The following is a 12988-nucleotide window of genomic DNA, read 5'->3' as shown; positions in this document are numbered from 1 at the left end:
TCAAATGCGACTGCCCTGCGGCGTCGCGGTGTAGTCCATCCGGTACTGACTCTTGCGATCGTCTGCCGATCCGAATCACGATCCCGCCCAAACCTTTTTTATTTTGTTACGGATGGTAACACCAATTGATCATTTTCCATTAATTTTAAACCGGGCCGACCAGAAAACCGCCGCGGCCGTTGCCCTGAGGCAACAGATTGAAGATCGAATTGCCATAAAAACGGTGGATGATGACCAGAAAATTTCCGTGGATTTCAGGCATTTAGGCGCCACGGCCATGGCCGCGGCCGATCTTCCCCTAGGGAAGCTTCTTACACGGCTTTGTGACTCAAAAGCCGTGTGGGGCGGGGGATTTTCTTACTGGGCCTGGCCAGAATTCCCGAAGTACGCCGCCCTCAATGTCTGATTCCTTGCCGCAGCGACGTCGCCAAACTCGCCTGTCCCGTCATCAACCAAGGGGTTGATCCGCACCAGCGCGCCAACGGTGGCGGATTCTCTCATCAGCAAGGCCAAAATGGCGGCGAAGTGGCGTCTGCTGGCCTCAGTCGGCCTTTTCCAATTCACCACGCGCCTTGGCCGCCGCGACCTGACGGATCGCATCAGCCAACGTGTCCGCGTCCTGCGCGCCCATCACGGCATATTTACCCTCGAGCAGGAAGCACGGGACGCCTGTGATGCCCATGCGCGACGCGGTCGCGATTTCCGTGCGAACCGCTTCGACATCGGCGTCGCTCGGCAAGAGCGTTTCAACAACCGAGGCGTCCATGCCGGCCTCGCGGGCAGCTTCGACCAGTACCATATGGTCGCCGATGTTGACGCCTTCCTCGAAATTCAGCTGGAATAGGCGGCGCACCAGCCTGTTCTGAACGTCCTCGCCGGCGGCACCGGCCCAGCGGATCAACCGATGCGCGTCGAGCGTGTTCGGTGCCACCTTTATGGCATCGAAGGCAAAGGAGATGCCCTCGGCCTCGCCAAGCGGCTCGATGCGGGCATGAATTTCGCGAATGCGCTCCTCGCTGCCGAACTTGGCCAGCATGTAGTCGCGGCGATCCTTGCCTTGCGGCGGGATGGTGGGATCGAGCTGGAACGGTCGCCAGCGTATATGAACTTCGACATCTCCGGCCGCGGCGATCGCCTTGTCCAGCCGCTTCTGACCGATGAAGCACCACGGGCAGACGACGTCCGACACCACATCGACGGTTATGGCGTTCGCTTCGTTCATCTCTATCTCCGGATTTTCAGTTCGGTTTGCGCCACCAGGTCGGCAACTGGTAACCGAATATGGGCGTCTTTCGCGGATGTTCCAGATAATTCCAGTAAGCAAGCCACTGCTGCGTGTTGTATTGCATCGGCACCATGTAATTGCCGGAGATCAGCAGCCGGTCAAGAACGCGAACCGCCGCGACATAATCCTCCTTCGAACGGGCTCGCAGCATTGCGTCGATGGCCGCATCGATCGCCGGATCGGCGACGCCGGCGAGATTGAACGATCCTTCCGTCCTGGCCGCGGCGGACGACCAGCGCCCGATCTGTTCGATGCCAGGGGACAACGAATTGTTGAAGCCGCTGGAGCCGATCAGGACTTCGAAATCGAAACGCTGCTTGCGCGACTGGATCTGGTCGCCGTCGAGGCTGCGGATGCTGACGTTGATGCCAATCTTCTCCAATGTGCGCTGGTAGATGCCGGCCAGACGCTCTTCGTCCTGCGAGGCGGTCAGGATCTCGAAGCCAAAAGGTTTGCCATCGGGATCGATCATCGTGCCGTTGTTCACTTGGTAGCCGATGCTTTTCAGAAGGTCGAAAGCGGTCTTCAGCACCTTGCGGTCCTGGCCCGAACCGTCCGTCACCGGCGGTTTCCAGGTGCCGTCCATTACGTCGGCCGGCACGCGGCCGGGGTAGGGCGCCAGAAGCGCCTTTTCCCTGTCGTCAGCCGGATGGCCGAGCGCGGAAAGTTCCGAATTTTGCCAATAGCTCATCGTGCGGGTGTACTTGCCGCCGAACAGATTTTTGTTGGCCCATTCGAAATCATAAAGCATGCCGAGCGCGCGCCGAACCACCGGGTTGGAAAACTTCGGTAGCCTCGTGTTGAACAGAAAACCGGTCACGACGGGCGGAATGCCGGTGTCGAAGGTTTCAGAAACCACGTCACCCCTATGAAAGGCGGGAAAGTCGAGATCGCGCTCGCGTTTCACCGGATCGCCGTCGTCATCGATGGCGCAAAGTCCCTTCTTGAAGGCTTCGAGCTTGGCGTTGGCGTTGAGAAAATACTCGATGGTGATCTGGTCGTAATTGTCGAAACCGCGCTTGGCGGGAATGTCCTTGCCCCAGTAGTCGGGGTTGCGCTTGAAGACGATGCGTTGGCCGGGCGTCACCTGCGCGATCCTGTAGGGACCGCTTCCGATCAACGGCTTCAGCGTCGTTCTGTCGAAAGTATCGATGTCGAACGCGTGCTTGGGGATGATCGGCGTCAGCGCGATGATCAGGGGAAACTCACGATCGGCCTTGTCGTTGAAGGTGAAGCGCACGCTATGGCCGCCGGTCTTTTCGAGCTTGGCGATCCTGGCCATGCGGTCGCTATAGGGCGGGCGGCCTTTCTGCGTATAGGCATCGTAAGTGAACAGCACGTCTTCCGGCGTCACCGGCTGACCATCCGACCATTTGGCGTTCGGGTTGAGATGGAACTCGATGCTCTTGCGCTCGGGGTCCATGTCAGCTGTGTCGGCCAAAAGCCCATAGAGGGTAAAAGCCTCGTCTGCACTGCGCTGCATCAGCGGCTCGAACACCAGATTGCCGAAAATCGTGTCCATCATGCCGCGCGCCGTCGTGCGCAGGCTTTTCAGGATGAAAGGGTTTAGATTGTCAAAGCTGCCGACGACGCAATAAGTGATGCTGCCACCCTTCGGCGCGTCGGGATTGACGTAGCTGAAATGGGTGTAGTCCGGCGGCAGGGCCGGTTCGCCCTGCATCGCTATCGCGTATTTCGGCTCCGACAGCGCCGGTGGCGATGACAGGGTGAAAAACGATAGTGCGGTGACCAGCCAAACAAGAACGCGGCCCATGACCGTCTCCTTAACAGGTCGGCTTGATGATTCGGTCCGCACCCTAGCATGGGGCAACTGCGTGGCGGCCAATGGCGTCGTCAAGAATTACAAGTGGGCGGGCTGGATTCGACGCCGCTTGCAGTGTAACACGCCGTCCGAAGTCATTCTGTTGCCTCATTTTGGCAACAGGTAGCTGGACCACACGGCACGAAGAAGCCGGTCCCGGGATCATTGAGAGGAAGTACACGACATGACGAGCCTGAACAGCAACGCGTACCGCCTGTCGGTCATGGCCGCAGGCGTGGTTGGCTTTCTCGGCGCAGGACTTCCCTCTGCTTCCGCGCAGCAGCAGCCGCAGATTCCGCAGGGCTGGTTCAAGGCCTGCACCAAGCAGGAAGATGTCGACATCTGCAATGTCCAGAACATCGTCACCGCTGGCAATGGCCAGCTCGTCACCGGTGTCAGCCTGATCGAGCTCAAGGGCAAGGTGAACCGCAAGGTGTTCCAGGTGACGGTCCCGACCGGTCGCCTCGTGCCTCCCGGCATAGGCCTGCAGATCGACACCGGCAAGGCGCAGAAGCTCGACTATGTCATCTGCTTCCCGGATCGTTGCGTGGCCGAAGTGCCGCTGACCGACCAGCTCGTCGCCTCGTTCAAGAAGGGTCAGGGGATCACGCTGACCTCGATCAATTTCCAGAACCAGGCCAACCCGATCAAGATCGCGCTGCAGGGCTTCAGCGGCGCCTATGACGGCCCCCCGCTGCAGCAGTCGGACATCGAGGACCGGCAGAAGAAGCTCCAGGACTTCGTCGCCAAGAACAACCAGGACTTCGCCAAGAAGCTCAAGGACGAGCAGGATAAGGCGAAGACCGCGAACTGATCCACCATCGTGTCATTATCGAGTCAAAAAAGCGGGGTCATGCCCGCTTTTTCATTTCTGTCCCTCTCAGTATGCCGGAAGTCAGTGCCTGGACTGCCGTTTCGGCGCGTAGCGCCCATCCGGCTTCTTGTCGAACATTTCCTTGATCTGCGGATGGCGGACGGGTTCTCCCGACTGATCCTCGAGCAGATTCTGCTCTGAGACATAGGCGATGTATTCGGTTTCCGAATTCTCGGCGAGCAGGTGGTAGAACGGCTGGTCCTTGCGCGGCCGCACGTCGGCGGGGATGGCTTCGTACCATTCGTCGGTGTTGGCGAATTGCGGATCGACGTCGAAAATAATGCCTCGGAACGGGAACAGCCGGTGGCGAACCACCTGTCCGATCGCGAATTTGGCCGTTTTCATCGTACTCACCACTGAATTCCTTGACTTTATTTGGCGCAGACTCCGCATCAATTCAATCCCGAGCGTCCGAGCGCCTTCAAAATACGCGGAATGCGCAACAAAGGTTTTGGATGAACGTCGCGATGCCGCGGCAAAGCCCGCAAAATCGCTACCGCTGCCGCGTCGGCTTCCGCAGGCCGCCCGCAAGGGCCGCAAAGCCGCTGCCGGGACGCAGCCCTTCGCGCATGAAAAAGGCGCGAAGCGGTGCAAAACCACCAAGCACGCCGAGACCGACGCCACGCGCCATTTGCGCCGGCAACATATCGGAAAGAAGCGACACGTTGAGCAGATTGACCGCGCTACTCCGCGCGAGGATGTCAGGCCGGCGTTTGAAATCGTAGGCTGCAAGGGCCTCGGCAGCGCCGGGATCTCCGCGATTTTCCGTTGCGATTCCAATTAGATCGTCGATATCCCTGATGCCTAGGTTGAGGCCTTGCGCACCGATCGGCGGGAAGACGTGCGCGGCTTCACCGACAAGCGCCACCCGTCGCGCCGCGAAACGCAGAGGGGTCACCGTCGATAATGGATAAATCTGGCGGCCCGGCTCCACGATTACTCGGCCGAGCATCGACTGCATCTTTCGTTCGATCCGCAGCGAGAGCGTTGCGTCGTCCAACGCGGCAAGCTCCCTGGCGGTCTCGGGCTTGACCACCCAGACAAGGCTGGAGCGATTGCCCGGCAGCGGAACCTGCGTGAACGGGCCGGTCTCGGTATGGAACTCCGTCGAGGTGAAGCCATGTTCGCGGCTGTGGCCAAAATTGAGGACGAGCGCCGCCTGAGGGTAGGCGCGCGCCGCCGTCGAGATGCCGGCGGCCTCGCGGGCCGGCGACAGGCGACCATCGGCAGCGACCGCAAGCGATGCATCGATCTCGCTGCCGTCAGCCAGCGCGGCATGAGCTTTGTCGCCGCCAAGATGCCAGGCCTTCACCATCGATCTGCGCCATTCGATCCCGGAATGCGCGGCCACCTTGCCGGCAAGCGCGGGTCCAAGGACGCTGTTGGGCATATTCAGGCCGAACTGTTCCTCGTCGATCTCGCTGGCGCGGAAAGTGACGACGGGACTGCGGATCAGCCGGCCGGTCGCATCGACAATGCGCATCACCTTCAAGGGTGCGGCCTCGGGCTCGATGTCCTGGAGCACGCCCAGCCGTTCGAGCACTTTCAGCGCAGGCGTCATGAGCGCCGTGGTGCGGCCGTCGGGAGCCGAAACCTCGGGCCCGGCAATCGTCACCGGAAAGCCGGCATCGGCGAAGGCAAGTGCAGCGATCAATCCCGCCGGCCCCGTGCCTGCGATCAGTATCCGCGCTGTTTCCTGATGCTCCAAGATCGGTTTCCGGCTTGCTGTGCGAGGTGGCCTTCAGACCTACCAGTCAAGAGACGCATATAGGGCAGATCATGCGGCTTGATCAACGCGGCGATTCGGCCCATTCGAGTGGAATGACCGGCCAACAGGATGATTTCAGCCACCTCGATCGTGCCGGCCGCGCCACGGCAAACGTCGCGCGCAACCCGCGCTTGACGGTCAACGTCGTCGTCGGTGTAAGCATCGCACTGGCCTGGCTGCTGCTTGCCGCGATGGCGATTCGCAGCGCCGAAGCCCAGATCAGCGCGCCAGGCGATGCTTTGTTGCGTAACTTGCCGAAACTGCCGTTACCGGCCGTCTTCGAACGATTCTTCGCGCTCTGCCTTTCACCAGCGCCGCTCGACGCAAGCATCGGCCCGCATACCCTGGCGCTCATCCTCATGTGGTTTCTCATGGCGATCGCCGCGATGCTGCCATCCGCGGCACCAATGATCCGCATTTATTGCGAGATCGCCGATACGGCGCGGATCAAAGGGGAGTCAGTCGTCCATCCGATGGTGCTGGTTGCCGGCTATCTCTACGTCTGGCTTGCCGCCTCGATGTTGTTTGCGGCACTGACACTTGCCGTCCACGCATTCGCCGCCTCCGGAGAGATATTAGATCCGGTGCTTGGCGTTGCTGGTGGGCTCGCCTTGCTGGTTGCCGGCCTCTATCAGTTCAGCGGCCTCAAGGAGGCCTGCCTGACGAAATGCCGGAACCCGTTCTCGATCCTGTTTTCGAACTGGAGTGCCGAGACCGTCCGCGTGTTTCGGCTCGGCGCCGCGCAAGGCATCTGGTGCCTGGGATGTTGCTGGGCATTGATGCTGGTGATGTTCGCCGTGGGCGTGATGAATGTCTTCTGGATGGCGCTGATCGGTGTGTTCACTCTGATTGAAAAACAGACGACGGGCAGTCTTCCAACCCGGCTGGCCGGTGCGATACTGCTTGTCTGGGCAGCCGCGCTGCTAGTAGTCTCGCTATGACGGGGGGAAATTCGATGGCAGATCAAAGCTGGGCAATGAAAGGAGAGCTCGTACTCTCCTGCAATTGCACGGTTTTTTGTCCTTGCGTGCTGTCGCTTGGCAGTCATCCTCCGACCGAGGGCTATTGCCAGACCTGGGCGGGTTTTCGTATCGACGCCGGCCATTTCGGCGAGGTCGACCTTTCCGGCCTCAATCTTGGGCTGATCATGGAAATCCCCGGTTACATGAGCCGCGGCAACTGGACCGCGGGCCTGTTCATCGACATCAGAGCCTCGGTCTACGTGGTCAAGGCATTGACCAAGATCTTCACCGGCAAGGCCGGCGGGACGACGTCGCTGCTCTCAATCCTTGTCGGCAAATTCCTGGGCGTCGAACAGGTGCCGATTACCTACGAGACGCGGGACAAGACGCGTATTTTCCAGATACCGAAGATCATCGACGGGGCGGTCACGCCAATCGCGGGCAAGGACCGCGAGAAGGATACGGTGATCACGAATTCCGAATACTGGATCGCGCCGGAGATCATCGTGGCGAGGTCCGACAAGAGCAAGATGCGCGCCTTTGGCCGCAACTGGAATTTCGCCGGCCGCTCGGCCGAAATCTGCAAGCTGGATTGGCGGGGCCCGTGAGAAAGAACACAAAGGCCCGGAAAATCGCCGAGAAGATCACCGAGCGGATTCCGCGACCGAAGAAGAAGGTCACCTGGCCGCAGGCGCGCGCGTTTTCGGTGCATCTGCTGACCGCCTCCGGTTCGTTCCTGGCTTTCCTGTCGCTGGTCGCGGCGAGCGAGGAGCGCTGGACGGCAATGTTCTGGTGGCTCGGACTGGCGCTGTTCGTCGATGGCATCGATGGGCCGATCGCCCGAAAGCTGGAGGTCAAGGAAATCCTGCCGACCTGGTCCGGCGAACTCCTCGACAACATTATCGACTATGTGACCTACGTGCTGATCCCGGCCTTCGCGCTCTACCAACGGGGCTTCATGGGCGAAGGCCTCTCGTTCCTTTCGGCCGCCATCATCGTCGTGTCGAGCGCGATCTACTATGCCGACACCGGCATGAAGACGAAGGAGAACTTCTTCAAGGGATTCCCCGTGGTCTGGAACATGGTGGTGTTCACTCTATTCGTCATCGAACCGGGACAATGGGTTTCGTTCGCGGTGGTCGTGGTGGCCGGTATTCTGACTTTTGTCCCGATAAACTTTATCCATCCGGTGCGGGTGGAGCGGCTGCGGCCGATCAATCTCGGCATGACACTGTTGTGGTGCGCCTTTGGCGCGCTTGCGCTTGCGCAGGCGGCGCTCGCCGCTTTCTACGATCAGATTGGCGTGCTGGGCGAGCAGGTCGGCACCTTCACCAAGATCGGCATTACCGTTACCGGGCTCTACCTTGCAACCATTGGTGGCCTCATGCAGTTCTTTCCAAACCTCGGCGCCAAAAAGGCCTGACCAGCTGCTTTTCAAGGAATCCCGTCCATGCCCAAAGCGATCCGCATCCATGCCAATGGCGGCCCGGAAGTCCTGACCTATGAAGACGCCGATCCCGGCCAGCCGGGTTCGGGCCATATCCTGATCAGGCATACCGCGATCGGTCTCAACTTCATCGATGTCTATCATCGCTCGGGCCTCTATCCGCCGCCCGGCGGGTTTCCGCTCATTCCGGGCAGCGAAGCCGCCGGCATGGTGCTGGAAGTCGGCCAGGGCGTCGACTGGCTGAAGCCCGGCGACCGGATTGCCTATGCCGTGACGACGGGCGCTTATGCGCAAGAGCGCGTCATCGATGCCAGCAAGGTCGTCAAGGTGCCGGACGGCATCAGCGACGAACAGGCGGCCGCCATGATGCTGAAGGGCATGACCGCGGAATATCTGCTGCGCCGGACCTTCAAGGTGAAGGCAGGCGACACGATCCTGTTTCATGCAGCGGCCGGCGGCGTCGGGCTCATTCTGGGCCAGTGGGCGAAGCATCTCGGGGCGACGGTCATCGGCACCGCCAGCTCTGCCGACAAGATCGAACTGGCCAAGGCACACGGTTTCGATCACGTCATCAACTACAAGGAGCAGGATTTCGTCGCCGGCGTCGCCGCGATCACCGGCGGCAGGAAATGCGACGTTGTCTATGATTCCGTGGGCAACGACACATTTCCGGCCTCGCTCGACTGCCTCAAGCCGCTCGGTATGTTCGTCAGCTTCGGGCAGTCTTCCGGACCCATCCCGCCGTTTTCGATGTCGCTGCTGGCGCAGAAGGGCTCGCTGTTCGCCACGAGGCCGACGCTGTTCGTCTACAATGCTAAACGCGAGGACCTCGACGCCTCCGCCGCCGCACTGTTCGAGGTTGTGCTCAGTGGTGCTGTCGAGATTAAGATCAATCAGCGCTATGCGCTGAAGGACGCGGGCAAGGCACATCAGGATCTTGAAGGACGTAGAACGACAGGTACGACCGTCCTGGTTCCCTAACGACAGTCTGCCTGGGTTTTCAGCGTCCTGCCGCAGCGGCGGGCATGGTTTGCACGAAAAGCCGGCCAGCCGGATCCTTGTGCGAAAAGGGCTAATCTTTACCCTTGAGTTTCCGCTGAAATTCTTGAAGCTCTTTCAAGTCGGGTGCTGCTTTCGCACGAGAGCCGGCCGCGCATACGATGCTTGCGGGAACACAGAACATGTCCGGTAATCCGGATGGGAGGCACTGTGAGTGCAAATCATGATGGGGCGAACCTGCTTGAGGTTCGTGGCCTGACCAAGATATTCGGCACGTTGACAGCGTGCGACCATATCGACCTCAACATCGCCAAAGGTGAAATCCACGCTTTGCTCGGCGAAAACGGCGCCGGCAAGTCGACGCTGGTCAAGATGCTGTTCGGCTCGCTGGAGCCCAATTCGGGCGAGATTTTCTGGAATGGCCAGGCGGTGCGGATCACCGACCCTGGCGCCGCCAAGAAGCTCGGCATCGGCATGGTGTTCCAGCATTTTTCGCTGTTCGAGGCGCTGACGGCTGCCGAGAACATCGCGCTGTCGCTGGATGACGGCTCGCCGATCAGCAGCATCGCGGCCAAGGCGAGGGCGCTTTCCTACAGTTACGGCTTGCCGCTCGATCCGGAATCGCTGGTCGGCGATCTTTCGGTCGGTGAGCGCCAGCGCATCGAGATCATCCGCTGCCTGCTGCAGACGCCACAACTCATCATCCTGGACGAGCCGACATCGGTACTGACGCCACAGGAGGCCGACAAACTGTTCGAGACGTTGGAACGGTTGCGCTCGGAAGGCAAATCGATCCTCTACATTTCGCACCGGCTCGAAGAGGTCAAACGCATCTGCGACCGCGCCACGGTGCTGCGGCATGGTAAGGTGGTCGGTCACTGCAATCCGCGCGAGCAGACAGCCTCATCGCTCGCCCGCATGATGGTCGGCAGCGAGGTGCAGGCCGTGGTGCGGGCGCCGGTCGAGGGGATCGAAACCGCGCAGCCGCTGCTCGAAATCCGCGGCCTCAACCGCAAGCCGGCAACGCCGTTTTCCATTCCGCTCAAGAACATCAGCCTCAATGTCCGCGCCGGCGAGGTGATCGGCATTGCTGGCGTCGCCGGCAATGGCCAGGGCGAGTTCTTCGAATCCGTCTCCGGCGAGGTTTTGCAGCAGGATACCGCCTCGGTGCGCATCCGTGGCAAGGACGCCGGCGGCCTCACCATTACCGGGCGGCGCTTGCTGGGGGGTGCCTTCGTGCCGGAGGAGCGTCTCGGCCATGGTGCCGCACCGCGCATGAAACTCTCGGAAAACCTCCTGCTGTCGCGCCACGCCACGGACGGCAAGGCCTTTGTCGGCGCCGGTGGCATGGTCAGGAGCGGCGCCGTCTACGCCGCTTCGCAACGCATCGTCGAGGCGATGGATGTGCGCAAAAGCGCGCCGGATCCCGAAGCAGCGGCACTTTCGGGCGGCAATCTGCAGAAATTCATCGTCGGCCGCGAACTCGACCGCCGGCCAAGCGTCATGGTGGTGAACCAGCCGACATGGGGCGTCGACGCCGGTGCCGCCGCCCACATCCGCCAGGCCCTGATCGAGCTCTCTCGCAGCGGATCGGCCGTACTGGTGATCAGCCAGGATCTGGACGAGCTGTTCGAGATATCGGACGCGATCGCGGTCATGCACAATGGCGAATTGTCCAAGCCGATGCCGATCGCCGAGGCGACTTTCGAGAAGGTCGGCCTGTTGATGGGCGGCGCCGAACCCGGCCACGCCGAACACACGCTGGAGACGGCATGATGCGCCTCGAACTCGTCAAACGCCCGCAGCGCTCGGCGCTGTTTTCGATGCTGTCGCCGTTCATCGCCTTCGCGCTGACCATCATCGCCGGAGCCATCATGTTCGCGCTGCTCGGCGTCAACCCGCTCAACGCATTCAAGATCTATTTCATCGAGCCGATCAGCCAGGTCTGGCAATTGCATGAGCTGGCAATCAAGGCCGCTCCGCTGATCCTGATCGCTGTCGGCTTGTCGGTCTGCTACAAGGCCAATATCTGGAACATCGGCGCCGAAGGCCAGTTCATCTTCGGCGCAATCTTCGGCTCCATCATTCCCGTGCTGTTTCCGCAATTCGAGGGCCCGCTGGTGCTGCCGCTGATGCTTCTGCTCGGCATGGTCGGCGGTGCGGCCTACGCGGCGATCCCGGCCTTGCTGAAGACCCGGTTCAATACCAACGAGATTCTGACCAGCCTGATGCTGGTCTATGTCGCGCAGCTGTTCCTCGACTGGCTGGTGCGCGGTCCCTGGCGCGATCCGCAGGGACACGGCTTTCCGCAGACGATCCAGTTCGGCGACTCGGCCGTGCTGCCGGAGCTGATGCCCGATGCCGGGCGAGCCAATTGGGGCTTCGTCTTCGCCCTGGTTGCGGCGGTGCTGATCTGGATCCTGATGGGCCGCATGCTCAAGGGTTTCGAGGTCCGCGTGCTGGGCTCCAGTCCGAGGGCAGGGCGGTTCGCCGGTTTCGGCCTGAACCGCATGGTGTTCTTCGCCTTCCTGCTGTCGGGCGCGCTGGCCGGGCTTGCCGGCATCTCGGAAGTCTCCGGTGCCATTGGGCAACTGCAGCCCGTGATTTCGCCCGGCTATGGCTTCACCGCCATCATCGTGGCCTTCCTTGGCCGTCTCAATCCGCTCGGCATCGTCGCCGCGGGCCTGGTTCTGGCGCTGACCTATCTCGGCGGCGAGGCGGTGCAAAGCGCGCTCGGCATTTCCGACAAGGTGGCGAGGGTGTTCCAGGGCATGCTGCTGTTCTTCGTGCTCGGTTGCGACACGCTCATTCATTACCGCATCCGATTGATCGGCCTTGCGCTGACCAGACAGGAAGCCCCCGCGAAGCTCGAGGCCGCGCCAAAGTTGAAGGAAGCCCGCTGATGGACATTACCGTCAACATCCTCCTGACCATCGCAACGGCGGCGACGCCGCTTTTGATCGCGGCGATCGGCGAATTGGTGGTCGAGCGCTCCGGCGTGCTCAATCTCGGTGTCGAAGGCATGATGGTCATGGGCGCCGTCGGCGGCTTCGGAGCCGGCTATCTGACCGGGTCGCCCTGGATCGGCCTCCTGGCGGCGATCGCCGTGGGAGCGCTTTTCTCCCTGCTGTTTGCGGTCATGACGCTGTCGCTGGCCACCAACCAGGTGGCGACCGGCCTGTCACTGACACTGCTTGGTCTCGGGCTCTCCGGCATGATGGGAACGCGCTTCGTCGGCCAGCCTGGTGTCAGGCTGCCCAATCTCGACATTCCCGGCCTTAGTTCGATTCCAATCGTGGGCAGGCTGCTCTTTGGCCAGGATCCTGTGTTCTACATTTCGATCGCGCTGACGGCCGCGGTAATGTGGTTTCTGTTCAAGACGCGTACCGGGCTGACGCTGCGTTCGATCGGCGACAGCCACACATCGGCGCATGCGCTCGGCATCAAGGTCATCCGCTTCCGCTACCTGGCGGTCATCTTCGGCGGCGCTTGCGCCGGTCTTGCCGGCGGGCATCTGTCGCTGGTCTATACGCCGCAGTGGGTCGAGAACATGTCCGCTGGCCGCGGCTGGATCGCGCTCGCACTGGTGGTGTTCGCATCCTGGCGGCCATGGCGGGTGCTGGCCGGCGCCTACATCTTCGGCGCGGTCTGGATCGGCCAGCTTCATGCACAGGCTTTTGGCATTCCGGTGCCCTCGCAGATGCTTTCTTCTCTGCCCTATCTGGCAACCGTCGTGGTTCTCGTTCTAATCTCGCGCAACAAGCGTCTGACGATGATGAACACGCCGGCCTCCCTCGGGCAGCCATTCGTTCCGGATCGTTGACAACAACA

At 61.3% G+C, this 12988-nt stretch carries 13 protein-coding genes; 9 read left to right on the top strand and 4 right to left on the bottom strand.

Features of this window, described 5'->3' with window-relative positions:
- The first annotated feature begins 52 nt into the window (after positions 1–52).
- On the top strand, positions 53–406 hold the full coding sequence (locus FJ492_RS01910; protein ID WP_140768206.1) for a hypothetical protein: 354 nt from the start codon (positions 53–55) through the stop codon (positions 404–406).
- Between the two features lie 135 nt (positions 407–541).
- Here FJ492_RS01910 and FJ492_RS01905 read toward each other — a convergent pair whose 3' ends face one another.
- Together FJ492_RS01905 and FJ492_RS01900 are read right to left on the bottom strand one after the other, a co-directional pair.
- The gene (locus tag FJ492_RS01905) at positions 542–1222 is read right to left on the bottom strand and encodes a DsbA family protein (protein WP_140768204.1); all 681 of its coding nucleotides are present in this window, start codon (positions 1220–1222) and stop codon (positions 542–544) included.
- A gap of 16 nt (positions 1223–1238) precedes the next feature.
- A complete protein-coding gene (locus FJ492_RS01900) occupies positions 1239–3059 on the bottom strand; it encodes an extracellular solute-binding protein (protein ID WP_140768202.1) in 1821 nt (606 codons plus the stop codon).
- A 232-nt stretch (positions 3060–3291) separates the two neighbouring features.
- Between FJ492_RS01900 and FJ492_RS01895 the strand changes: the two genes are divergently transcribed.
- On the top strand, positions 3292–3921 hold the full coding sequence (locus FJ492_RS01895; protein WP_015317881.1) for an invasion associated locus B family protein: 630 nt from the start codon (positions 3292–3294) through the stop codon (positions 3919–3921).
- 81 nt (positions 3922–4002) lie between these two features.
- On the opposite strand, the gene hspQ is transcribed toward FJ492_RS01895, so the two are convergent.
- Together hspQ and FJ492_RS01885 are read right to left on the bottom strand one after the other, a co-directional pair.
- On the bottom strand, positions 4003–4326 hold the full coding sequence (hspQ, locus tag FJ492_RS01890) for a heat shock protein HspQ (protein ID WP_027142695.1): 324 nt from the start codon (positions 4324–4326) through the stop codon (positions 4003–4005).
- A gap of 148 nt (positions 4327–4474) precedes the next feature.
- Positions 4475–5689 carry a UbiH/UbiF family hydroxylase gene (locus tag FJ492_RS01885; protein ID WP_140768201.1) on the bottom strand — a complete coding sequence of 405 codons (1215 nt, stop codon included), beginning with the start codon at positions 5687–5689 and terminating at the stop codon, positions 4475–4477.
- A 71-nt stretch (positions 5690–5760) separates the two neighbouring features.
- Between FJ492_RS01885 and FJ492_RS01880 the strand changes: the two genes are divergently transcribed.
- From FJ492_RS01880 to FJ492_RS01850, 7 genes are all read left to right on the top strand, one after another.
- Positions 5761–6690, top strand: coding sequence for a DUF2182 domain-containing protein (locus tag FJ492_RS01880; RefSeq protein ID WP_140768199.1), 930 nt, complete (start codon positions 5761–5763; stop codon positions 6688–6690).
- 14 nt (positions 6691–6704) lie between these two features.
- Entirely contained in the window at positions 6705–7319 is a 615-nt protein-coding gene (locus FJ492_RS01875) for a DUF1326 domain-containing protein (protein WP_140505343.1), read from the top strand.
- Positions 7316–8134, top strand: a complete 819-nt coding sequence (gene pcsA / locus FJ492_RS01870) for a phosphatidylcholine synthase (RefSeq protein ID WP_027142699.1) — start codon at positions 7316–7318, stop codon at positions 8132–8134. Before FJ492_RS01875 ends, pcsA begins: the two co-directional genes overlap by 4 nt.
- 27 nt (positions 8135–8161) lie before the next feature.
- Positions 8162–9139: a quinone oxidoreductase gene (locus tag FJ492_RS01865; protein WP_140768197.1), complete on the top strand. Its 978-nt coding sequence runs from the start codon at positions 8162–8164 to the stop codon at positions 9137–9139.
- 216 nt (positions 9140–9355) lie between these two features.
- Positions 9356–10933, top strand: coding sequence for an ABC transporter ATP-binding protein (locus tag FJ492_RS01860; RefSeq protein WP_181166557.1), 1578 nt, complete (start codon positions 9356–9358; stop codon positions 10931–10933).
- Positions 10930–12060, top strand: a complete 1131-nt coding sequence (locus tag FJ492_RS01855; RefSeq protein WP_140711581.1) for an ABC transporter permease — start codon at positions 10930–10932, stop codon at positions 12058–12060. The genes FJ492_RS01860 and FJ492_RS01855 overlap by 4 nt, the downstream gene beginning before the upstream one ends.
- Complete coding sequence (locus FJ492_RS01850; RefSeq protein WP_140505335.1) at positions 12060–12980, top strand: ABC transporter permease; 921 nt, start codon at positions 12060–12062, stop codon at positions 12978–12980. Before FJ492_RS01855 ends, FJ492_RS01850 begins: the two co-directional genes overlap by 1 nt.
- Positions 12981–12988: the final 8 nt, after the last annotated feature.

Origin of the sequence: Mesorhizobium sp. B2-5-4 (genome assembly GCF_006441095.1) — a bacterium.
GTDB lineage: Bacteria > Pseudomonadota > Alphaproteobacteria > Rhizobiales > Rhizobiaceae > Mesorhizobium > Mesorhizobium salmacidum.
This window is presented reverse-complemented; position numbering and strand designations above follow the sequence as displayed.